This is a genomic window from Sphingobacteriaceae bacterium (assembly GCA_016715905.1).
Taxonomy (GTDB): domain Bacteria; phylum Bacteroidota; class Bacteroidia; order B-17B0; family Aurantibacillaceae; genus Aurantibacillus.
Genome location: JADJXI010000007.1, coordinates 66,471 through 88,964, shown reverse-complemented (window position 1 = coordinate 88,964; position 22,494 = coordinate 66,471). Strand labels below are relative to the sequence as shown.

16 protein-coding genes and 4 pseudogenes are annotated in these 22,494 nt (G+C 36.7%); 4 read left to right on the top strand and 16 right to left on the bottom strand.

Annotated features, from left to right (window positions below; translation table 11 throughout):
• Positions 1 to 12: 12 nt before the first annotated feature.
• The 6 genes and pseudogenes from IPM51_10715 to IPM51_10690 form a co-directional block, all read right to left on the bottom strand.
• Entirely contained in the window at positions 13 to 810 is a 798-nt protein-coding gene (locus IPM51_10715; protein MBK9284770.1) for an IS21 family transposase, read from the bottom strand.
• 680 nt (positions 811 to 1,490) lie between these two features.
• The gene (locus IPM51_10710; protein ID MBK9284769.1) at positions 1,491 to 2,765 is read right to left on the bottom strand and encodes a T9SS type A sorting domain-containing protein; all 1,275 of its coding nucleotides are present in this window, start codon (positions 2,763 to 2,765) and stop codon (positions 1,491 to 1,493) included.
• A gap of 100 nt (positions 2,766 to 2,865) precedes the next feature.
• Positions 2,866 to 4,168 (bottom strand): annotated as a pseudogene (locus IPM51_10705) (IS3 family transposase).
• 137 nt (positions 4,169 to 4,305) lie between these two features.
• Positions 4,306 to 7,088, bottom strand: a pseudogene (locus IPM51_10700) (DEAD/DEAH box helicase family protein).
• A gap of 545 nt (positions 7,089 to 7,633) precedes the next feature.
• On the bottom strand, positions 7,634 to 7,981 hold the full coding sequence (locus IPM51_10695) for a hypothetical protein (protein MBK9284768.1): 348 nt from the start codon (positions 7,979 to 7,981) through the stop codon (positions 7,634 to 7,636).
• Positions 7,982 to 8,338: 357 nt separating this feature from the next.
• A pseudogene (locus tag IPM51_10690) lies at positions 8,339 to 9,731 on the bottom strand (BamA/TamA family outer membrane protein).
• A gap of 179 nt (positions 9,732 to 9,910) precedes the next feature.
• Here IPM51_10690 and IPM51_10685 point away from each other — a divergent pair.
• Positions 9,911 to 11,352 (top strand): annotated as a pseudogene (locus IPM51_10685) (IS1182 family transposase).
• A gap of 332 nt (positions 11,353 to 11,684) precedes the next feature.
• Here the strand turns inward: IPM51_10685 and IPM51_10680 are convergent.
• The 10 genes from IPM51_10680 to IPM51_10635 form a co-directional block, all read right to left on the bottom strand.
• The gene (locus IPM51_10680; protein ID MBK9284767.1) at positions 11,685 to 13,250 is read right to left on the bottom strand and encodes a T9SS type A sorting domain-containing protein; all 1,566 of its coding nucleotides are present in this window, start codon (positions 13,248 to 13,250) and stop codon (positions 11,685 to 11,687) included.
• 203 nt (positions 13,251 to 13,453) lie between these two features.
• The gene (locus IPM51_10675) at positions 13,454 to 14,008 is read right to left on the bottom strand and encodes a hypothetical protein (protein MBK9284766.1); all 555 of its coding nucleotides are present in this window, start codon (positions 14,006 to 14,008) and stop codon (positions 13,454 to 13,456) included.
• Positions 14,009 to 14,293: 285 nt separating this feature from the next.
• Entirely contained in the window at positions 14,294 to 15,355 is a 1,062-nt protein-coding gene (locus IPM51_10670) for a hypothetical protein (GenBank protein ID MBK9284765.1), read from the bottom strand.
• Positions 15,356 to 15,357: 2 nt separating this feature from the next.
• Positions 15,358 to 16,728: a DNA (cytosine-5-)-methyltransferase gene (dcm, locus tag IPM51_10665; protein ID MBK9284764.1), complete on the bottom strand. Its 1,371-nt coding sequence runs from the start codon at positions 16,726 to 16,728 to the stop codon at positions 15,358 to 15,360.
• A gap of 2 nt (positions 16,729 to 16,730) precedes the next feature.
• Positions 16,731 to 17,039, bottom strand: a complete 309-nt coding sequence (locus IPM51_10660) for a helix-turn-helix transcriptional regulator (protein MBK9284763.1) — start codon at positions 17,037 to 17,039, stop codon at positions 16,731 to 16,733.
• Between the two features lie 339 nt (positions 17,040 to 17,378).
• The gene (locus IPM51_10655; protein MBK9284762.1) at positions 17,379 to 17,843 is read right to left on the bottom strand and encodes a hypothetical protein; all 465 of its coding nucleotides are present in this window, start codon (positions 17,841 to 17,843) and stop codon (positions 17,379 to 17,381) included.
• A 166-nt stretch (positions 17,844 to 18,009) separates the two neighbouring features.
• Positions 18,010 to 18,483 (bottom strand): Appr-1-p processing protein, encoded by a 474-nt coding sequence (locus tag IPM51_10650; GenBank protein MBK9284761.1) that lies wholly within the window; start codon positions 18,481 to 18,483, stop codon positions 18,010 to 18,012.
• Positions 18,471 to 18,740: a hypothetical protein gene (locus IPM51_10645; GenBank protein MBK9284760.1), complete on the bottom strand. Its 270-nt coding sequence runs from the start codon at positions 18,738 to 18,740 to the stop codon at positions 18,471 to 18,473. The genes IPM51_10650 and IPM51_10645 overlap by 13 nt, the downstream gene beginning before the upstream one ends.
• Positions 18,741 to 18,892: 152 nt before the next feature.
• A complete protein-coding gene (locus tag IPM51_10640) occupies positions 18,893 to 19,204 on the bottom strand; it encodes a hypothetical protein (protein MBK9284759.1) in 312 nt (103 codons plus the stop codon).
• A gap of 84 nt (positions 19,205 to 19,288) precedes the next feature.
• Positions 19,289 to 19,588: a hypothetical protein gene (locus IPM51_10635; GenBank protein ID MBK9284758.1), complete on the bottom strand. Its 300-nt coding sequence runs from the start codon at positions 19,586 to 19,588 to the stop codon at positions 19,289 to 19,291.
• 1,769 nt (positions 19,589 to 21,357) lie between these two features.
• Between IPM51_10635 and IPM51_10630 the strand changes: the two genes are divergently transcribed.
• From IPM51_10630 to IPM51_10620, 3 genes are read left to right on the top strand one after another with little or no spacing between them, the layout of a single operon-like run.
• Positions 21,358 to 21,762, top strand: coding sequence for a hypothetical protein (locus IPM51_10630; GenBank protein ID MBK9284757.1), 405 nt, complete (start codon positions 21,358 to 21,360; stop codon positions 21,760 to 21,762).
• Complete coding sequence (locus IPM51_10625) at positions 21,713 to 22,126, top strand: hypothetical protein (protein ID MBK9284756.1); 414 nt, start codon at positions 21,713 to 21,715, stop codon at positions 22,124 to 22,126. Before IPM51_10630 ends, IPM51_10625 begins: the two co-directional genes overlap by 50 nt.
• A gap of 44 nt (positions 22,127 to 22,170) precedes the next feature.
• On the top strand, positions 22,171 to 22,485 hold the full coding sequence (locus tag IPM51_10620) for a hypothetical protein (GenBank protein MBK9284755.1): 315 nt from the start codon (positions 22,171 to 22,173) through the stop codon (positions 22,483 to 22,485).
• Positions 22,486 to 22,494: the final 9 nt, after the last annotated feature.

The window sequence follows — 22,494 nt, the reverse complement described above, 5'->3', positions numbered from 1 at the left end:
ACTTTACTTTGACTACATACAAACGCGGGTATATAAAATTCTTACCGCATTTTCTACTAAGGCCTTATCTCTTGGGCGATACGCTCTTGCCGGAAGTATGGCTGTGTTATAATGCTGGGCAAAATCAGCAAAAGTTTCATTTAACACCGGTTCGTACTTACTACTTTTTGTAACAGCCGATTTTAAATTATCCGGAACAATTGCCGCCGGAACTCCACCATAATAATGAAGTGCGTTTTCGCAAGCCCCAATAAAATCTTCCTTTTGTTGTGTCATAACCGCTTCTGCATAGGTTAGCTGACTGGCACCTAACACGGCCACAAATACTTCTACATCTTGTATTTCTCCGGTTTGTTTATCAATGATTTGTAATTTATCTCCTGCAAAATCAACATAGAGTTTATCACCGGCCTTATGATCCATACGCATGCGAGGATTTACTTGCTTTTTCCATTGAGCGAAATAGTGATTGAATTGACTCCTGCCAACACCATCGGGATACTGTTGCTTATATTCTTGCCAGAGTATTTGCCTGGTAATTCCTTTTTTTCGAAGCTCCTTGTCTAATTGAGGAAACAAATCAAAAAGTATTCTGTGTTTTTCAGTAAGCGGCTTTTCATCGGGTTGTATAAATAAATCTTCGAGGTCTTTATCGCTTAAAGAATTTATTTCATCATAACTCTGTCCGCTTTGAATAAAAGCTTTAATGTATTTCTTAATGGTATTTCTAGCGATACCGGTTTGCTGGGCAATTAAAAGTTTGCTTCTTCCTTGCTTATGCAGCTGTAATATGTGTCGTATTTTACTCATGTTTATTGGTTTGTTTGCCATTTTTTATTAAGTTTGATTTACAAAGCTTAATAATTAATGGTACCTCTAAAGCATGAACTTTTTTCTTCGAATCAGGTGGTCAATTTCACCCGGTGCGGGGTGGTCAATTTAAACCGGCCAGAGGTGGTCAGTTTAAACCGGTCGAGGGTGGTCAATTTCATCGGTTTTTGCACGTTGGATAATGAGGCTGAATTAAAAAAAGAAACGGATTTGTCCGCCATTATTTCGCCTAACGGATTGCGGCCTTGCGCTGTTTTTTGCTAAGTCCAATTTACGCATTTAGGCGCAAACCCGCAAAAAATGGCGCAAGACCGCTGTTAGGCGTATGTGTGCCCCCACAAAGATGTTTAGTCGTGTCTGTAAGAATAAAACCCCTGTCTGCCTGATTATTTGTCTGAGAGTTTTTTTTACAGTGTCCTCTTAAAAGGTTTTTATGGTTCGGCTATGCTCACCACAAGATTTTTTCCGTGCGATAGGAGTTGCGTCGCCGTCGGCGCGCTTGTACTCTATAACACTAACCCTACGCTCGGTAAAGTGGGGGCAAAATGCGAATGGATTTACAGCCAAATAAATTCTCAATCGCTGAAAAGACGCTGTAAATTGGTTTGCATTTTGCCTTTGCGGAATTTTGAAATTATTTTTTCTTCCGTATTTTAATTTTATCTTGCAACAACAAACCTTTTATTTATTGATTGAGTATTTTTTCCTTTTAAACTCAGCATATAAACCCCATCCGGTAATTCTTTTAAATCAATAAATGTTTTATTATTGCTATAATTAAGCTCAATAACCGTAAGCAATTGACCAGTATTATTAAATATTTCGGCTTTGGTAAATTCCTTATCTAAATCGCTCCACTCAAAACTTACATTTAAAAAATTCTGTGCAGGGTTAGGACTTAGTATTAAAGCATCATTTTTCATTTTTAACTCCGCTAAACCAACCGCACTTTGATGAACAACAACCGTATCCCATTTAATATTACCACAAATATCTTGACGAACAATATAAGTTGAAGTTACGGCAGGGGTAACGGTAATGCCGGCGGCGTTAGCAATGGGTGTATTGGTATTTGTAAGATTATACCAAGTACAAGCCTCATCAATGCCAACATCTTGTGGCCTGCCAATGTAAACAGTACCTCCGGGTATAAACGCAACATCAGGACCTGCATAGGCAGGGAGATCAATGTCTATGCAGGAAACATCGTCGATATAAACATCGGTGCCAATTGTTGGGAGGATTGCTGGATTTATAAGAACTTTATTAGTGTTTGCATCTGACTTAAAATTGCCAATTACCATGTGTTTTTCAGTTCCGGTAGCGACAAATGTTCCGGTAACCATTACCCAATTCATCGTATCAGTGATAATATTTCCAATAGAATTTTGGACTTGCGGACTGATATAAGTAAGTGGAATAGATACTTTTGTGATTGTATCAAGCAAATTATCACCAAAAAATGCACCAAACCCATCAATTCCGTAACTGCTAATGTCTCTAATGTTAACATAAAATTTTACGCAATAAATACTGCCATTTTGCAAAAGCCCCTTTAGTCTATTTCTAAAATACCCACGATTAGCATTAGGATCACATTGAGGAGGTTGGCATAAAAAACCTGTTGCTCCAAAGCTTTGTCCGGTTCTTGGAAGTTGAAAGCTGGAGCCATCCCATGGTACCACTGAGTAGCAAGAGTTGTAACGGTAGACAGGCTGTGGAGTTGAATCTATAGTTTTCCAAGATTTTACATTATTTATTACATTCGGAATATTGCAATTGTAGAAATCTTCAAATCCTCCATTATTTACATAATTCGCAACTCCTTGCGGGAAACAACAAAAGTTAATTATTACGCTAGCAACAACTAAAAAATATTTTGAGCAACTATTACTTTTGTATAATAATTTTTTGCACATCATGATGATCTTCATTTATTAATGTATGTAGTCAAAGTAAAGTGAACTTTTCACAAGAGAGTGTTTTAAGTTTAATTTAAAGTTAAGTTAGTTTTTTGATGTTTCATAATTTTTCTCATTTTTTCATATTCCTCCTTTTTTTTTTTAATGAATTTTGTTTGATTTTTTCTCTTTCTTTTAAAATTAGTTCTCCTCGTCCAAAATAAACATCAGCAGGCGTTAGATTTTTTAAAGACTCATGATAACGAGCATTGTTGTAATTTTCCACGAACTTTTCAATGGCCGCAATTAATTCTTCCGGTGAATAATAATTATCAAGCTTCACAACGTTTTTCATTGTTCGGTGATAACGTTCAATCTTGCCTTGCGTTTGCGGATGCATGGGTCTGCCGTGTACCTGATCCATTCCATGATTGTCTTTCAAATATGTTTTGAGTTCGCCTGCAATGTAACATGAACCATTGTCGGATAATAATCTGGGCCGTTGTTTAGTTACAATTCTTGCTTTTATAATTGCTCTGTCAACGGTTCTTTTTACGTCCTGCACTTTCATTCCTGCACAAAGCTCCCAGTGTACAATATAACGGCTGTAATCATCTAAAACGGTACTCAAGTAATACCAACCCCATCCAATTATTTTAAAGTAAGTAAAATCAGTTTGCCACATTTGATGAACGAATCCTGTTTTGTTTGTAAACTCATCTTTAGCTGCTAAAAAAATATGCTCGGGTGTTGTTATCAGTCCTCTTGCTTTTTAAAATCCGGTAAACACTCGATTCAGAAATAAAAATTTGTTGTTCATCGGTTAATTTGTGCGCGAGCTCTCTTGACGATAATTCAGGACACTCTAAAGCAAGCTCTACAACTAAGTTTTTTTGTTCCCGGGGTATTGTGTTCCACTGCCTGTTAGAAGTGCGCTTACAAGGCTCTAAACCATCAATACCATTGTCGGAATAGGATTTGTACCAATTGTAAAACGTGCTTTTGTTTAAACCGATTTCGCGAAGCGTTTTATTAACGCCGATTTCGGAACGGACAACAATTTTGATTATCTCTTGTTTTTCGGAAGCTGTAAATCTCATATACTTTTTGAATTTTACAGATTCTCCAATATGTTCAAGCTTTTTTACGATATCATAGCGCAATACTAAATCAGCTACGGTTTCCTTTAGCTTTTGATTTTCTTTTCTTGAGCTCCGCTACTTCATCACTGGTTGCTTCCCTGGTTGTATCCCCTGATAATCTCTTCTTTCCCGCTTCTAAAAACTCTTTGTTCCATTTATAGAATTGAGATGGGTTAATGGAATACTTCCTGCATAATTCAGCTACTGGCATCTCAGCTCGTATAGCTTCCATTACAATATTTATTTTTTGTTCTGAACTAAATATTCTTTTGATTTACGACGTATCTCTTTTATAAAGTTCTCCGCTGTTTGTTTTTCTTTGTTTCCATAGTATTATAAATTTATTGTTTTTCTGGAAACACTCTCTTAGTTTTAGTTAAATTTAGTCCACTTTATGCTGACGATTTACAATTTTTACATTGCTCGCCATTTTATGCTGCCAGTGCTTCGTTTAATTCGTTAATAATATCGTTCATGCCTTCGCCAAATAGTTGCCACATTTTGCCTTTGCCGCCTTCTGCATCAAAAGGGGTGTAGTCCAAATCGTCTGCATCTAAATGAATACTTGTTGCAATGTGGTTTTTAATCATTATTAATCATTGCATTTGTTCTTCGGTAAATCGGTTGTGCTGCCCTGCATTTTTTTTCAAAATCCAGTCTCGGAAATTCAAGTCCACTTTGTTTGAATAATCAATCAGCGTTGAATCAATGCCTGAAATTCTGCGAAGCAATGAAACCAATGCAATCAATTCCGATTTTGGACTTCCTGTTGCTTTTTCTAATTGCTCATAAGCCCGCCAAACTTGCATAGGAGCAAGCAATGGTCTTTCTAATTTCAATTTCTCCAACACCTCCTGAATCATTTTGTAATTCAGTTCACGCCTTCTTACTGGTTGCGAATAAAAAATTTGCAAAGCTGTTATTTCGTCTTGGTGTTGAGCAATCCAAGTTTTAAAATCAGCAACAAGGTTTTCAGCTTTCTCTTTACTATCGGTTGCCCAACCTTTATTTAGTAATGTATCGGGATTTGTTATGTCAATGGTTTGTTCGTGTGCCCTGCGAACATTGTCGATAAACAGATTCAGTTCTCCGTTGAAAACTTCTGCTGCTTTTTCCTTCAGTTCATCATGCAATTTATTGAATGCTTCTTCTTTTGCCATTGGGGATTCGCCAATCAATTCGGTTTCAACTTTTGCTTTCAAATCGTCCAATACATCTGGATTGTATGCTTGTAGCAATTCATTTACAACCTGTTTTATGGATTTGCCTTCCGCTTTTTCGCTGAACTGTTGCTTTTCCTGTTCGGTAACTTGCTTTTCTAATCTTGACAATCGATTTGCTAATGATGAAAACAAATCTTCATCACGGTTTCCAACTGCAATTGCTCCCAACAAATCTTTAAGCGGAACGCCTGGTTTCTTTTCCAATGGTCGGCTGTCAGATTTAATACTTTTTGTAACACCAACGGCATCCACAATTACAAAATGGTCTTTAGTGTATTTTGCACTTGGCGTTACTTTTCTTAAATCATCAAGGGTAATAATTCTTGTTCCTCTGCCTTTCATTTGCTCAAAGTAGTTTCTGCTTCTTACGTCTCGCATAAAAAGCAAACACTCCAAAGGTTTTACATCTGTTCCAGTTGCAATCATGTCAACGGTCACCGCTATTCTTGGAAAATAATCATTTCGGAATTGTGCTAAAACCGACTTTGGGTCTTCGTCTTTGTTTCTGTATGTAATCTTTTTGCAGAAACTATTTCCTTCTCCAAATTCTTCTCTCACAATATTGATGATGTCGTCAGCGTGTGAATCTGTTTTTGCGAAGATTAAAGTTTTCGGAATTTCAAATTCTCCGTTTTCCGTTAAGCGGTCTGGAAATATTTCGGGTAAATGTTCTTTAAATGTTTTTATGATTAGCCTGATTTGATTCGGATTTACAATTTCCTTGTCAAGCTGATTGGCTAAGTAGTTTTCGTTTTCGTCTTGTAATTCCCAACGTTTCTTTCTTGATAGCTTTTCTCTACGTTCTACATATTCACCTTGCCAAATGGTTCCGCCTTGTTGGGTTATTTGTGTTTCAATTAAGAAAACATCAAAGCCAACATTTACCCCGTCTGCAATAGCTTGTTCGTGGGTGTATTCACTCACAATGTTTTGATTGAAATAACCAAAGGTTCTATTATCTGGAGTTGCTGTTAAGCCAATTTGAAAAGCATCATAATATTGAATAACCTGCATCCACAAGTTATAAATACTGCGGTGGCATTCGTCAATTACAATGAAGTCGAAAAATTCAATTGGTAATTTCTCGCTGTAAACTACTGGCATAGGCTCTTTGGCTTGCCAACGAGATTCATTCGGATTTTCTTCTTCGGCTGTTTCTTCTAATTCAGTTCCTTTCAGAATAGAATAAAGCCTTTGTATAGTGCTGATATAAACATGATTGTCGGTAGGCACAAAGCTTGATTTCAAGCGATGCACTCCATACAATTCAGTAAATTTTCTGTTGTCGTCATTTGGTAGAAAGGACATGAACTCTTGTTCCGCTTGTTCTCCAAGGTTTTTGGTGTCAACCAAAAACAAAATCCTTTTTGCTTCTGTAAATTTCAGCAAACGGTAAATGAAAGAAATTGCTGTAAAGGTTTTACCTGAACCAGTAGCCATTTGAATTAAAGCCTTTGGCTTAAATTCTTTGAAAGAACTTTCAAGTTTGGTTATGGCTTTTATTTGGCAATCTCTTAAACCTTCTGTCTGCAAAACAGGAATGTCCAACAAACTTTTACGAAGTGATTTTCTGTTTTTAACCAAGTCCTGAAAGTTTCTGGTCTGTGAAAAGTAAATACTGATCTTGAACGTGGCTTTGGGTCACGAAAGTCAGTGAACCGAGTTACATCTCCTGTGCTTTCATACACGAAAGGCAAAGGGTCGTTGTTTAAGTATTTTAATTTACTATCAGCGTATTCCTTCGATTGTTCTTCAACAGTTGTTAATCGAAATCCTTCTTCTTCTCTTTTCGCTTCAATAATTCCGACTGGTTTTTTGTCAACGAATAAAACGTAATCTGTTTCTTTTCCGTCTTGTGTCAAATAGTAACGAACAACCACACCGATTCCTACATTCAGGTTTATCTTGTCTTTGTCCTGAATAACCCAGCCGCAAGCAATCAATTGCTTGTCAATGTTATCTCTTGCTATTTGTTCTGGGTCTTGATTCACTTTTACTTAAATATTTACAATTTTTAGTCGGTTTAAAATACGCAAAATAAACCTTGTTTTCGATGTTATTCTCGGTCTTTGGTGCGGTGGCAAGATTGGCTCTTTTGGTTTTGCCTGTGTGTCGGCTTGTGGGTAGGGGCAAAACCAAATGTGCCAATGCGGGCTAATAGAATTTCAAAATTTTTTGTGCGGTGGGAAAAAAAATAAAACACGAAGGTCGGCAATGAGTGTCGGCTTACTCGTTGTCCGTTTGTTGTATCGTTTCTATGTCTGTTTTCACCTGTCAAAATGGTTTACTTTTTCTCAGTTTTTGGTGGTCTGTTTAATGATGTCGTGTCTGTCTTTACGCTTGCTGGTAACGTTTTGCGACTAATGGCCGTTGGGCTTTTGGAACACTCAACTTTCTTAACCGACAAAAGGTTATTTAAAGATACTAAAGGTAATTAGCCGCCGCAAATTAAATTCGCGAAGCGACCTTGTTAATAGCGCGCGGCGATGACCCAATTCCGCCCAATGGCCATTAGTTGCTGTTATGCGTTGGCTTTTCAGTCCGTGACTATTAGTTTGTAAGTCTTAGTTTTTTGTCCTGAGCGAAATCTAACGTAATGCACTTCTGATGACGAAATGATGAAATTGCAATAACCACTAGAGTAGTCGTAACAAGGCCCTTCATGAGTCTGTGCAATTTGCGAAGTGGTCATTCCGGCGCTTTCGTAATATTGTCTTTTACTCTCCGTATATGTTGAAATATAACAGGTGTCCAACGAAGTTTTTTTCTTTGTCTGATAACGATAGCCAACATATATCCAAACGTCATTTTTGCGTTTAAGTGCTATTTGCGGAGTGTCGGCGGTTATTTTTTGGAATGATGGTATAAAAATATTGACATACATTGATACCGAAGGCTCCAGGCTTTTTTCGTATTCAAAAAGCTTTGTCTTGTTTTGACAATAAATAATTTGAAGTCCTAAAACTCCGATGATGGTCAAAAAGTGTCGTTTCATTTATCGTCTTTAAGCTTACGCATAACGTTTTGCGACTAATGGCCGTTGGGCTTTTGGAACACTCAACTTTCTTAACCGACAAAAGGTTATTTAAAGATACCAATGTTTATTAGCCGCCGCAAATAAAAATTCGCGCTAGCGACCTTGTTAATAGCGCGCGGCGATGACCCTCTTCCGCCCAATGGCCATTAGTTGCTGTTATAGCTTGTGCGGCGCATACAGCTTACGTCTTGCTTACGTGTCCGCTTAAAATATTTGTCCAATGCCAAAGAAGAACAATTTGTCTTCGTTTGAAATGCCATAATCAAAGGACAAAACCGTTGACTGATTCCACGCAATTCTAAATGCACCGCCGTAAGAAGTCTTTACGTTATTAAAGTTCAGGTCTTGCCACTTGTCGCGAACAGTCCCTGCGTCAAAGAACGGAACCAAGGTAAATGAAAAGCGTTGCTTACGAATTTTTGTTTCAGCAAGTCTTACGCGAAGTTCAAAATTACTGAACCACATAGACCGAGATAAAAACCTGTTCGCGCGATAACCCCTTAACGATTGTCGGCCACCCATTGCGTTAATACTTCCATCGGGACTCCATTGGTCTTGATACTCAAAGAACGGTGCTTTAGAACCAAAAATATTTCCTGCTCCAAGTCGGGCTGTAAAAACTGTCCGAGGTCCGACAGGTATTTTTTGGTAGTAACGCCCTTGAACAAATATTTTATTGAAGTCGAATTGCGAGCCGATAATTGGATTTGAAAACTCATTTGCAAGTTCAAAGTAAAGTCCGCGAGAAGGATCAGGCTCGAAATCTCTTGTGTCATAAATTAAAGCTGTTTGAAATAAGGAAACCCAGCCACCATTAAGTCCATGTATTAGTCCTTGTTCATAATCGCGTCTAAGTAGCGAAGTACCGTTTGGTGCTGTCGTTGTTTTACCTGTCGAGTCAATAGCTTCGGCTTTAAACCCCTCAAAAGTCTTGTAACTCAAATGTTGTATTTCGTAACCGCACATTACTCGCCACTTTCCTTTACCAAGAGCGCGGTCTGCTTTAAGGTTTAGCATATATTCAGTTTCTCGGAAACGATTTGAGAGCGCGTCAGTCACGAAAGCGTATTCGGTCGAGTCGCCAGGTCTAAGCGTTTTTCTTGCTTTATCATACTCGTTGAAAGTTGCGTATGTCTGTCCGCCGGTCGGCGTCGAAGGCAAACGAAGTGCACCAAGTGTTCGCTCGCTTGAACCGAAATACAAATTAGAAGGATTTTGTTGCGCTTTAAAATCAACTCTGAAACGCCAACGAGCCTTTGTAGTAAGGAACATCAAACGATAAAATAAGTTCGCGCGCATTGGTCGTGTAATATGCGGCGTTTGCTTTTAGCTTGGCGAGATATGGAGTGTAAGCAAAGAGAGGATTTTCACGAGTACCATTCCAGTAAATATTACTTCGCAAACCAAAGCCAAAACCTGTCACGGGGTCGGATGAAATGTCGGGGATGCCTGTCCAAAAAGTACCTTCCTTTTTTTTAGCAAGGTCGGCGTCAGACATTTTTTTTGATTTAATAAATGAAAGAGTGTCTTTGTCTTGTGATTTAAGGAAAGAGAAACCTAAAAGAAATAAAGAGAGAGTTAATATGATTCGGCTCATAAGTCAAAGATACCTTGCAATTCTATTTTAATTCTGTTGTCATTTGTCAGTCTTTAGGGCTGTCCGCCGCATTAGCTATAACGTCAGCCTGTGAAAAAACACATTGTTATTAACAGCAACTGTTTGTTATTACTGAAATAAAGATAAATAAAAAAAACGAATATGAATTATCTTTGATTATGCCAAATGTAATCTCTAAAAACCGCAGTCAGATTGAGTTTAAAAGCCTTGAAGATTGTATAGAAAAAGAAAATACAGTTAGATTTATAGATGCCTTTGTAGAGAAGTTGGAATTAGAAAAACTATTTTTGTAAATAAATCTGTAAAATCAGAAGGCCGTCCGAGTTTTACTAATCAGTTATTTTTAAAAATTTACATTTACGGGTATATGAATGGAATCCGTTCATCACGTAAATTGTCAAAAGAAAGTAGCCGTAATATTGAAATGCAATGGTTGTGTAATGGCTTAACACCAAACTATCATTCCATAGCGGATTTCAGAAAAAGTTAATCCCCAAGCCTTGCGCAACACGTTTAAATTATTTGTATTGTTTTAAAAGATGCTGATTTAGTAGCAGGAGAAGTTATAGCCATAGATGGCACCAAAGTAAGGGCACACAATAGTAAGAAAAACAACTATAACCAAAAAAAGATAGATAGACATTTTGCATACATTGAAGAAAAAGCCAATCAATATCTCAAAGAATTAGATGCCTGCGATAAAAACGAACAAAACGAAAAAGTAAAAAACATAGAAGAGAAATTAGGAAGACTTAAAACGCAAAAGATAAAGTATGATCAACTTCAGGATTACTTAACTAAAAGTAACGAACCGCAAATAAGCACAACGGATGCAGATGCAAGAGCCTTATTAATACAAGGTCAAGTAGTAGAGGTAAGTTACAATACACAAGCGGCAGTAGATGACAAGCATAAATTAGTAGTAGCAACCCACACAATTAATCGTAACGATAGAAATGCATTAAGCAACATAGCATTAGAGACTAAAGAAAATATACAAGCAGAGACCTTTACCGTGTTAGCAGATAAAGGATATAACAATGCAAAGGAAATACAAACGTGTCAACAACACGGATTAAGCACCATTGTAGCGCAACAAGAGATAGTTAACAGTAACGATAAAGGCACCACTAAAGATTATTTAGTAACTAAATTCACGTATAATAAAGAGAATGACACATACACCTGCCCGCAAAAGCAAACACTAACAACAACCGGTACCTGGCACACAAAGAAACGCGACAATGGTTCTCATAAATTTAAAAAATACCGAACCACAGCATGTAAAACCTGTGCTGCTTTAAAACTATGCACAGCAAAGGCTGATGGTAGAAGGGAAATAGAACGAAGCGAATATGCAGAGGCAATAGAAATAAATAATAAAAATTACAAAGAACAATACGGGCTCTATCGCAAACGACAAGAAATTAATGAGCATATTTTTGGCACGATAAAAAGAGTTTGGGGCTATAATTACACTAACCTTAAAGGATTAAAAAAAGTAAATGGGGAATGGGCATTAATTATGACAGTTTATAACATAAAACGAACAATAAACATACTTGGTTTTGAAGAACTGATGCAAAAACTCCATGCCTGGAAGCCAAAGTATAACAAGGGATGGCTTTATGCACAAAAAACTAACAAAAAAGAAGCTGTTATAAGAACATTATTTTTTGAAGTAAAAATGGCAGCCTAAAATTTTGCTATCCCTATATACAAATTATGTAAGCCTCAATAAATTTTACAATCAAAAATTTGCTATCCAAAAAATAAACTGAATTTTTTCACAACCTGACGTTCCCAGGCCTGGCGCTCGTTTGGGTTTTTTACTATATTTTTAATTGCGAAGCCTGATTATCAAATGTACTCAAATTTGTATTCCGAAGCAAAATGCCCAAATGGCGCCAGACCTGTGTTACCAGTTGTGCTTTATTCAATTATCAATTTACCATTCATTTCAACTCCAGCGTCTGTTATAAGTTGGAAGAAATATAAACCATTCAATAAATTCTGTCTCTCAAGAATTATTGTTTCTGTTGTTACTTGCTCAATTTTACGAACCAATTGTCCTTGAACATTATATAAATTAAAAGTGTATTTTCTGTTTTCAGGATTTTCAAAATTCAGTGTGGCATAATCTGTCAAAGGATTCGGAAAAAAATTAACGTCTCCGTTTTCCTTTGGAATTATTTCTATTCCAACATTTGTACACAATGTGTTTATTATTGTTCCGGTATTTAAAATTGGAATTGCGCTATTCACAGTCCCGCCACTAGAAATTGTCAAAGTTGGAATAGTTGCAGTTGAGATTGGAGAGTTCACGATTGTGGCTGTCGTATTTTGATTGCAAATTCCATTTCCATTGCTATCGGTTTTCACAAAATAAAAATCATGACTTCCAGCACCAAAACTCTGCCCATAACCAACAATGGCGTAGCCATTGTCGGGAGTTTGTTTTACGTTTGTTGCATAGTCGTCCATTGAACCACCAAATGTTTTTGTCCAAGTTGTATCTCCGATTGAATTAGTTTTGATAAAGTAATAATCTGAACTCCCTGCTCCAAAACTTGTTGTATATCCCGTCAACATATATCCTAAATCATTTGTCTGCTGAACACAATAAGACCATTCATTCCCAACTCCTCCAAATGTTTTTTGAAAAGTAGGATTTCCGCTATTATCTGTTTTGATTAAATAAAAATCGTAATTCCCAGCGCCAAAGCTGTTCGTTACTCCAGAAATAATAAATCCTCCATCGGAAGTTTGTTGAATTGAATTTGCCCTGTCATCTCCTCCGCTTCCATAAGTTTTCATCCACGTCACATTTCCATTTTTGTCAAGTTTAGTTGCAAGAAGGTCGTTGCCCCCAGCTCCAACACTTGAAGTTAAACCAACTGCGGTATAACTGCTGTCGGTATTCTGAATAATTGAATATGCATTATCATTTCCAGCGCCTCCAATACTTTTACTCCAAACAATATTTCCGATTGAGTTTGTTTTAACAATATAAAAGTCATTGAGCCCAGAACTAAAGCTATAAGTATTTCCAGCAATAATAAATCCTCCGTCCAATGTTTGCTCGATTGAATTTACAGTTTCATCAGCACTTCCTCCGATCGCTTTGTTCCATTGGTTGTTTCCATTAGCATCTAATTTTACTAATAACATGTCTAATCCTCCTGCTCCAAATCCATTAGTTCGTCCTGCTGCAATAAATCCGCTGTCGTTAGTTTGTTGAATTGTATAAATCAAATCCATTCCTCCGACATTAATATTTCTTGTCCAAGATGTGTCTCCGATAGCAGTTAGCTTGATTATGTAAGCATTTCCAAATCCAGTATATCCACCTAGAACAAATCCTTCGTCATAAGTTTTGTCGAGACCCCAAATTTCTTCGTAAGCTGTCGTTCCAAATGTCTTTTGAAAAATACTTTGTCCTGATACTGTGAAAGTCAGTATGCTAATTGATAGGAATATGGTCGTTTTTTTTAGCATTACTGGTAACGTTTTCAGGCTACACGCAGTGCGGATTAAATAACCACAAAACTGTCTTGACCGAAAAACTTTATTAAATGTACTGAACTAAATGGCAAATGCAAAAAATATTCTGCCGCTGAAAAAATGCATTTGCAACTTGCACGAACTCCGCATTGCGTGTGAGCCTGTGTTAGCAGTAGTTGTTCTTTTTGCTTGTCAAATTAGTGTTTTCCACCGTCAATGATTTTCGCTATTCGCTGTCCAAAGTTATAATAGTATTCAAGTTTCTCTTGCGATGTCAATAGTTCGGGGATGAATATTCTTAATGTCCGCTTGTCAGTTATTGTCTCAATTTCAATGTTGAAATTCTTGTAAGTATTGTTTTTATAAAACGATATAAATTCATCTGTCAATTCGAGAATTAAACTGTCGCTATTACATATAAAGATGTAAGCGTTGTCAAGTTCTTTAATACCAGTCTTTTTTCTACTCTGGGTTAAGAAGCTAAATATTTTTGAAAGAAAGTCTGTCGGCTGCACTTTTAATTTTATAGTTTCAGAATTGGTAAGTTCGTAAGTTAATAACGATTCAAATATTAAATAAAATCCTCTTCCCTTTTGAGGTCGGTTTGCCCACGTAAGTTCAATTGTATTTTTGTCGGTAACAATTCTATAAATGTTGTCTGGATTAGAATAATTTTCTTTTCTCTTTTCAACACGTCCGCCAATTGACTTTGAAAATCTGTCCCATTCTTTTTGCACTGATGCGTCATCCATAGTTGTCTTTTCGTTCGTGTCGGGTTCAGGTCTTACAATTACTGCTAACGGTTTGCAGCTACCCGAAGGTGGCGTTTTGAAACACTAAATTGTCTATACGTACCAAAGTTTGTTTGGAACACAAATGTTCGTTTAACCACGTCTGCGCCACTTTTGGGTAGGTGCTGTTATAGCCAGTGCTTTTATGTCTGTCGGTGTGTGTCGGGCAGGCATACTTATTTGTAAGCTTTGGTTGTGCACTGATTTGTGCGGCTTGCAAATGTGTATGACTGCGAAGGGTTAGGCTCATTCTGCAATTATTTCTGTCAGTATTTGTTTTACGTTTAAGTGTTTTGCGTCCGATATTTTTTTCGATTGCAAAGAAATCAATTCAATCCAGTCTGCAATTTTTTTCTTTTCACTTGTCTTTATGCCCCAATAGTCAGATAGCTCAATTGATGAAGTCTGTCCGATGGTTTCAATTATAAAATCTAAGTTGTCGAATAGATTTAAGAATATTCGAGGAACATTTTTGTAAGTTTTTTTACCAACTAATATTTGTCCTTTGCCACCAGCGGTAAATAAGTCCCGAATGTTTGGGCAAACAACTCCTTCACGAGTAACTAACCAAATTGCAAGTCTAGCGAATTTGTCGCCACTATTACTAAACAACTCGGGAAAATAAACCATTGCTTTATTTTTCACTTCTTGTTTTTCTGTCACGCTCAAATTCGTCCAAATTTTTATAACAAGATTACTTGCTTTACTATTCTCTTGGTCAATCCACCATAGGTCTTCACCAGGTTTTAGTTTGCTTTTGTAATAATCAACAATTGGTCTGATCGGATTTTCTTTTTTTCGTAAAGTGTCGTAAGGCACTTTTATTTTATCGAAAATAGTTTTACCCTTTTCTAAATTCATATCAATTAAATATCGTGGCGAATGCGTTACTACCACTTCTGATAAGCATTCTTCATAAGGTCTGCATCTGAATTCAATTGGGCTTGCTAACTTTGCGAAAAGCATAAATATTCTTTCAACATCTTCAACTCTTGTTCCTTCTAAAACACTATTTCCAGTTGTTTTCCAATGATTTTGTGTTGTCGTTTTTACTTCAATTCCGTAATATTTTTTCGCAACTATATCTGGAAATTTCTGTCCGCCAATTAATTCAATTGAATTTTCAAAAGCAGTTCCAACAGCTAAATCAGTCATTACATCTTTGACATAGGGTTCAAGGTCTCGACCCAAAAGCTTTGAGATAGATTTTGATGATTTGTTTGCATGGCTACTTAGTTCTGCGACTGTTGAATCTAATAAACTATTAAACTCTTTTCTGTTAGGTTCTGAATTAGCTGAAATTATCATAATTATTTTTTGAAATATAAATCCCAAACGTCTTCAAGTCTTTTTGCCAGATTATATGCAAGAAGTGGTGGAACTGCGTTACCAATAATTTTATATGCTTGTGAGGGACTAACTAAAAACGAACCTTTTCTTCCGCTTTTATTTTCAATTACAAAATCGTAGTCGGGCGGAAACGTTTGAATTAATGCACATTCTCTTGGCGTTAAGCGTCTTTCTTTTAGTCCCTTTGAAAGTTCTTCTATGATTTTGCCGCCATTTTTTTTAGATAGTCTTCTAAATTCAATATTTCCGTGATGCTCTGCTCTTATTGTCGGACCAATACCTGCTGGTTTTATTTCAGTCTGACCTTGGCAGTGTGCACCCATGTATTTTGCTTTTGAATAATACTTTTGAGAAAGGTCATTTGTTTTTTCGGGTTCGTCCAATACACTAAATACTTCCTTTAATTCCACGTGTCTTTTCAAATCTTCTCCCTCAACAGTGTATGAATGTGTCGGATTTGGATATGGATTATATTTTTCTGAAATGTTTAGTTTTTCTAATTCTTCAAGCGCAGATTTTTTAAGCGCAGATTTTCTTATACCAATAAAAATTACTCTTTCTCTTGATTGTGGAACACCATAATCAGCCGCATGCAAAACTTGAGGGTCTAAAACAATATATCCATTGTCGCCAGCAGATGAAAAGTCATTTTGAATTATTTCCTTTACGTTAGATAAATTAACCAAGCCTTTTACATTTTCGGCTATAAATATTTTTGGTTTTGTAATTTCAATAACTTCTTTCATCCACATATAAAGTTGCCCGCGAGTTTCTGTTGAAGGAATTTTTTTTGCACTTATTTCACCCTTATGATTTTTGTGAGACTTAAAACCATTTCTTTTACCCGCAATACTAAAATCTTGGCAAGGAAATCCGCCTGTTACAACGTCAATATTTTTTGGGAAAATTTCTGTTCCGTTTTTATGTAGCTTCACCAAATCAACGATGCTGTCCGTATAAAACGCTTCGGCATTGTGTCCTTTTTTTGAAAAGTGATTTACCCAAGCATTTCTTGCATCGGTTAAAATATCATTGGCAAATACAGTTTTAAATCTCGTCTTTTTGAGTTGAATAAACTTTTTATCAATTTTCTTCTCAATAAAATGAGGTGTTAAAATTTCATTTATTGATGAAGATAAAACTGAAAATCCACCCTCAAAACCTAAGTCCATACCACCACAACCAGAAAACAGTGAGAGTACATTTAAAGTTTCTGTTGCATTATTTTTTTTTGTGTTTGTCTGATAAGCAGGATTTATAGAAAATCGCATATCTAATTGAGGTTCTTCAACTACACTAAGAGTTGAAGTTTTTTGATAAGTGTCTTTCATTATTAGCTTTTAATGGGATGAGCCTTTAAATATTTTACTTTTTTCTCTGCTACTTTTAAAACTCGATTAGCGCAATCTTCGTCTGCAATTTCATAAGCGATTTTGTCGCTCATGAATTGAACCATTAGCTCGTCTTTGTCGAGTTTTAGAATTTCAGAAAGCTTTAGAATATTCTCTTTTGTCGGCTTGCGTTCACTTCTTTCGATTTTGCTCAATATTGCTTGATCGATGTCGAGATAAGCTGCAACCTGCCTTAAAAGCAGTCCTTGAGCTTCTCTCTTTGCTCTAATAATTTGCCCTACTGTTTCCATTTTATTTAATTGACAATAATTGTCAAATGTAATTGGTCAAGTCCGAAAGTGCAAATTGTTTGTAGGGAAATTATTAACAGTCGTGCGGTGGGAAGATTTTAGCACTTTTGGTTTTGCGAAGGGTCGGATATATTGTCGGGCAAAACCAAAAGTGCTAAAATGTGCGTCTGGTTTGTCCGTCTAAGCATTGGCTATAACGTTTTCAGGCCTGGCGCTCGTTTGGGTTTCTTACTATATTTTTAATTGCGAAGCCTGATTTCAAAGTTAATATAATTTGTCTTGCGAAGCAAAATGCCCAAATGGCGCCAGACCTGTGTTACCGGTAGTTTAATTTTCAGTTTAGTTGCCTCGTTCTTTCAAAAGTCTTTGTTCGTCTACCTCAAACACATACTTGTTAAGCGCGAAAACAATGTCGTCAAAAGTCTCGCAGTTGCGTATTGCATTTTTAATAATGTCTGCTTCCTCGAATTGAGTTATTATATCATCGTCTTTGTCAACACACAGAAATATAGCATTCTTTAATTCACTCAAGTCGTAGCTACCATTTAGTTTCCAGTCAAGGTCGACACTTACCATTGGATTATAAATAGTATTTGCTAAAAGGCGTGTTTTAAAGTCGTTTTTTATTTTGTCGTTAATAAATCTAAATGTCCAGCGTTTTCCATAGCGGTCGTAAAAATTATTCTCGTCTGGGTTTTGAGAAATGAGCGTATAGGTCGTAACCTTACGAAATAGTGAATCGTCTTTAAAAACATTCAGACCGCGGTCTTTATAAACTGAAATTAGTGGAAATTCAGGTGTCATGTTTTGGTCGTCTATAAATTACCGGTAACGTTTTGCAGCTACCCGAAGGGCGGGACTTTTACCACAAAACTTGATTTGAAAAACGAATATTTGATTAACCACCAAACTGTCTTTGGAACACGAAACCCCGCCTTTTGGGTAGGTGCTGTTAGTGGCTGCCCTTCTTTTAGTCAAAGTCATAAACATAAGTCTCAATTTCGTTTTCTAAAAGTGATTTGTTTATCAATGGTTCAATTTTGTCCCAAGTTCCACCTGCAAGTCCGCAACCAATTCTTGGCATATGTACTGTGGCTTTTTTGTCAATGGCGAATTGTCCCACTTTTTCAAGACCTAACAAAATTGCTTCATATCTAATTGGTGCGTAACCATTTTCGCCTTTTTTGATTTTATGTTGTCCTATTAAATTAGCAACCCAGAGTTCTTCTTCGACTTGCACAAATTGAACTTGTCCAAGGCTGAAATTGTCATTTGATTTAAACCATTGTCTATATTCATGTTCAGGTTCTTTCCAACGTTTAGAAATTGCCATTACAAAACCCTTGCCCCAACCACCAATGTCATTGCAAACGTGAACAATGATTCTGTTTCCATTTTTCTGCGGATTTGTAGCGTCACCAGTTATGTAATTCACTTTTGCCATTGATATTCAAAGTCAGTTTTATTTATTGCAAAGTTTTCAAAATCGGAAAGGATAAGGGGTTGGTCGGCAAGAAATCCAAATTCATCTTTGATAAATTGTTCGCCATATTTTAATGTTTTTCCATTTTCATAAACTTCAATTTGTCGAAGTACTTCTCCGTTCTGATTTGTTTCAAAGTAATAGTCACAAGTTCCCCAAACTTCGGATTGTTCTGTCCGAGGTTCGTCAAAATGTCGTTTATAGTATTGTGTCGTCATAGGTTGCCACTAACGTTTTGCAGCTACAAGAAGTTGGCGATTTCGGAGACGAAAACTGTCTGCCACCACAAAACTTGATACGAAGCACAAAGCTTCATTTAACCACTGAACCGCCAATTTCTTGTAGGTGCTGTTATGTGTAGCCTTTCTTCTCATTGTCTGTGTTTGCAGTTGTCAAATTTAGAAATATCAAACTTTATTTTTGTTATTTCTTGTCGTCTGTCTTTAATTATGTCGTTTAATTGTTGCCAGTAATTTTTATTGTCGTCCCAAAACTTAGTGTCCACTTCTAATACGTTTTTCAATAAATCACCTTCATACATATCACCTTCAGCAAACAAGTCATTTGTTAATGTTTCAATTGCTAATGGCATTAAAAAATAAAGTCCAATTTCCTGTCCAATCATTATTCGCAAGTCTTCGGTCGTAAAGTCTTGAAGTTGTTTTTTCGTAACGAGTTGCAAGTTTTAATTAAATAAGAACCTTCGTCTGCACTTAACGCTGGCCAGGTCTTCTTTTCAAGACTTTCAAGTGATTTTTGTCGCCAGTTATTTTCGAGTTTTATCATTTGTCATTTTAATTAATAGGTCACTTATTTGATTTGCCAAGTCCTGACCGTCACTGCCTACAAAGTCGTCCCAACAAGAAGTCGGCAAAAACCAAATATCAAGTTTGTCAAGTTGCGAATTGTCTCCGTTTTTGAGTTTTGTTATGCTGTCAACCAATGCCGAATGAAATTCTTCTGCTGATAAAAATTGTCCAGAGTAACCACCTGAATATTGTCCAGCCAAATGTTCTGCTTTGTCGAGCAGTTCAATTAGTTTCTTTTTGTCGGTTTCTGTCGTCATAAGGTTACACATAACGGATAACGGCTAGGCATCAGTGCCTTTTTCCATATTCAAAGTTACCGAAATGAAATGAAGGTAACAATAGATAAAAGAAAAAGGCATTGTGCTTAGCCGTTGTTAGGTTTCGTTTGTGGCGCACTGACCGCAGCAGCGGTCAAGCTTTTAAAGTCTAGGGTCCACAGGAGAAATTTTAGGCTTTCTATTATTGCTTCAAGCGCGACAGCTTGACGCAGTCTTAGAAAGCCAACTTTTAAGTTGTCGGGACAAAATAAAAGGGTAAAAATTTTTGATTTTGTTTATAAAAACAAAGTCTACCCCTTGTCAAACCGTTGACTTTGTAAAAAATTTTCGCTACCTTTGTCTAAGCAAAAACGCTTAGCGTCTTTGTCACTTATGCGAGTGCACTCGCAACACTCCAAATCCACTAATCGTTTTGTTTTGCTAAGCAAAACGTTTTTTTTTCAAAAAAACTGCTTAGACAAAAGGTCAGGATTTATTTAATAAAAAAATCAAAAATTTTTACGCCTTGCTTTAACGTCCCGCAACTTAAAAAAAAATTTCTACTGCTACGTCTAGCTTAACACACACAGGTGCGTTACAAATGGAACCTAACGTTTTCCGGCTTGGCTTCAGTGCGGCTTTTGGAACCTTCCTGTGTCTATACCGAAAATGGTTATATAAAGATACTAAACTTTCTGTTACCTCGTCTGCCCGCATTGAGCCAAGGTGGTGTTATAACCCAGTGGCGGCCACACAGAAGTTTCCCCATGTGTCTATGAAACACGTCCGCTCATTACTTAGGAAAATGGTTGTTTATAGCTGTCAATTGTCCCGTTACGAAAGTCAAACCGTAAATTCTTTTCCGGCCTTTGTCCACCCATGTTTGTTTATTGCACTTGTACTTGTTATTGCGTGCGATGGCAAAAAGCGGTTTTGTCAAACCGCCCGTTCTTTAGCACCTCACGCATGGGGCAGGAAAAAATGCAAGCTTATGTGACGCCAACTAAAATTTCTACCATTAAAAAGCAAGCGGCACATGTGCTTGCATTTTGTGCGAGGGCTTACACACAACATACAGGTGTCTGCATACATTGTACTTTAGCACCCTAACGCAATGGCGCCAATTTAAACTAATTGGCGTCCGTTAAAAAAAAAGTCCGCCGAAGGCGTATCGTTATAAGTGCGTGGGAAAATACACCGTGCTCAAACAAGAATACTCTGAGCAGTTAGCAGAATACTCTGTACATAAAGAAAAATACTCAGCGCACAAACAAAAAATACTACGTGCATTCGAGAGCTTACTGCGTGCATAAAGAAAAACGCTCTGTGCATAAGAAAAAACACTGTGTGCAGTTGAAAGAATACTGCGTACATAAAGCAAAACACTCCGTGCATAAAGAAAAATACTCGGTGCAGTTACAAGAATACTGTTTGCACTTTCATTTTTACTCAAATAACTTAAAATAGTACTGCGCACTAATATGTTTTAGATAACCACATATTAGAAAATTTCATGTGTTTAACGTTCATTCACAAAATGAATGTATACTTCGGCATAAGATGTGCGTTATAGTTATTAATTAAAAAAAGAAAGGAAGGTAAAAATGGAGCCTCAACAAAACATAGGTATATTTCTATAAGCCACCAACACTTGGCCGTTTATAGTGGGGTTTTTCTTTTCCGATACTATTCCTCATGCAAAAGTTCCGATGATAATCGGGATTTAGAATCGGGCAAAATTAAAAACGAACAATTAAAAGAATATAATTATGGCATCAATTAGTGAAGTTGGCCATGCTAAGAATGTAGCCAATTTTGAAGATCTTATAAGCTTTTGCATCGGATACGGTGTAACTTATAATCCAATTCTTAACGCAATTAAGGTAGCGAACATGAATACTTTAAAATCAAACGCAAGCAACTCTTTAACGGCTGCAATAACAGCGCATACCGCTTTTAAAAACTCAACCAATAGCAGGGAACTTGCATTTGAACCAGTGAAAAAGTTAATCACAAAAGTTATGGCTGCTTTAAAAGCCAGTGGCGCAAACGACCTTACTATAAGTGATGCACTAACGATAAATCACAAAATACAAGGTAAGCGTGGTAAACTTACCAAAGCAGATGCGGGAAAAAAATGCGAACAAAATTGCTCCGCAAGACCCACCTGTTGAAGTACCAGAAGAACCGAAACAAATAAGCGTGTCTCAACAAAGTTATGACAGCATGATTGAACACTTAGAAAAGCTCATCAATCTTTTAAGTTCAATACCTGCTTATAACCCGAATGAGAACGAACTGAAAGTTTCTTCACTAAACACTTTGCTTACAAGTTTAAAAGCTGCGAACACAGCTGTGATTAATGCTTACACAACATGGAGTAATGCAAGAATTGTGAGAAATGATTTGTTGTATAAGAAAACCACTGGACTGATTGACGTTGCTTTAGAATGTAAAAACTATGTGAAGTCAATTTACGGAGCAACAAGTTCACAGTACAAACAAGTGAGTAAATTAAAGTTCAGAAAAATGAAGTAAACAAGAGGTGCGGGGCAACCCGCTCCTTTTTAAAAACAGAAAAGATGAAAGCAAATGAAATAATTAAAATGCTCATTATTGATACAATGTCAACCATGAGTAAAAAAGATAAAGTGGCATTAATAGATGCTATTGCAGCAAGCGCGAAACTTTCAAAAGCAGATGCAGGAAGAATTGCAAAAGGATTTACAGATGAAGAGCTGATAAATATTTACTTCGGCACAAGCAAAACAAAATTGATTGATGCAATTGCTGAAGGAGCAAAACTAACAAAAGCTGATGCAGGGCGTGTTGTTCCTATCATAACTGAAACTTTAAGCCGAAAACTTAAAGTTGTTTTTGGTGGTAAAGGGCAATAGATCTTTAAA

Coding starts and splice junctions, on each gene's coding strand:
- IPM51_10715 (MBK9284770.1), bottom strand. CDS start 810: ATGAGTAAAATACGACACATATTACAGCTGCATAAGCAAGGAAGAAGC.
- IPM51_10710 (MBK9284769.1), bottom strand. CDS start 2,765: ATGAAGATCATCATGATGTGCAAAAAATTATTATACAAAAGTAATAGT.
- IPM51_10695 (MBK9284768.1), bottom strand. CDS start 7,981: ATGTATGTCAATATTTTTATACCATCATTCCAAAAAATAACCGCCGAC.
- IPM51_10680 (MBK9284767.1), bottom strand. CDS start 13,250: ATGCTAAAAAAAACGACCATATTCCTATCAATTAGCATACTGACTTTC.
- IPM51_10675 (MBK9284766.1), bottom strand. CDS start 14,008: ATGGATGACGCATCAGTGCAAAAAGAATGGGACAGATTTTCAAAGTCA.
- IPM51_10670 (MBK9284765.1), bottom strand. CDS start 15,355: ATGATAATTTCAGCTAATTCAGAACCTAACAGAAAAGAGTTTAATAGT.
- dcm (MBK9284764.1), bottom strand. CDS start 16,728: ATGAAAGACACTTATCAAAAAACTTCAACTCTTAGTGTAGTTGAAGAA.
- IPM51_10660 (MBK9284763.1), bottom strand. CDS start 17,039: ATGGAAACAGTAGGGCAAATTATTAGAGCAAAGAGAGAAGCTCAAGGA.
- IPM51_10655 (MBK9284762.1), bottom strand. CDS start 17,843: ATGACACCTGAATTTCCACTAATTTCAGTTTATAAAGACCGCGGTCTG.
- IPM51_10650 (MBK9284761.1), bottom strand. CDS start 18,483: ATGGCAAAAGTGAATTACATAACTGGTGACGCTACAAATCCGCAGAAA.
- IPM51_10645 (MBK9284760.1), bottom strand. CDS start 18,740: ATGACGACACAATACTATAAACGACATTTTGACGAACCTCGGACAGAA.
- IPM51_10635 (MBK9284758.1), bottom strand. CDS start 19,588: ATGACGACAGAAACCGACAAAAAGAAACTAATTGAACTGCTCGACAAA.
- IPM51_10630 (MBK9284757.1), top strand. CDS start 21,358: ATGGCATCAATTAGTGAAGTTGGCCATGCTAAGAATGTAGCCAATTTT.
- IPM51_10625 (MBK9284756.1), top strand. CDS start 21,713: ATGCGGGAAAAAAATGCGAACAAAATTGCTCCGCAAGACCCACCTGTT.
- IPM51_10620 (MBK9284755.1), top strand. CDS start 22,171: ATGAAAGCAAATGAAATAATTAAAATGCTCATTATTGATACAATGTCA.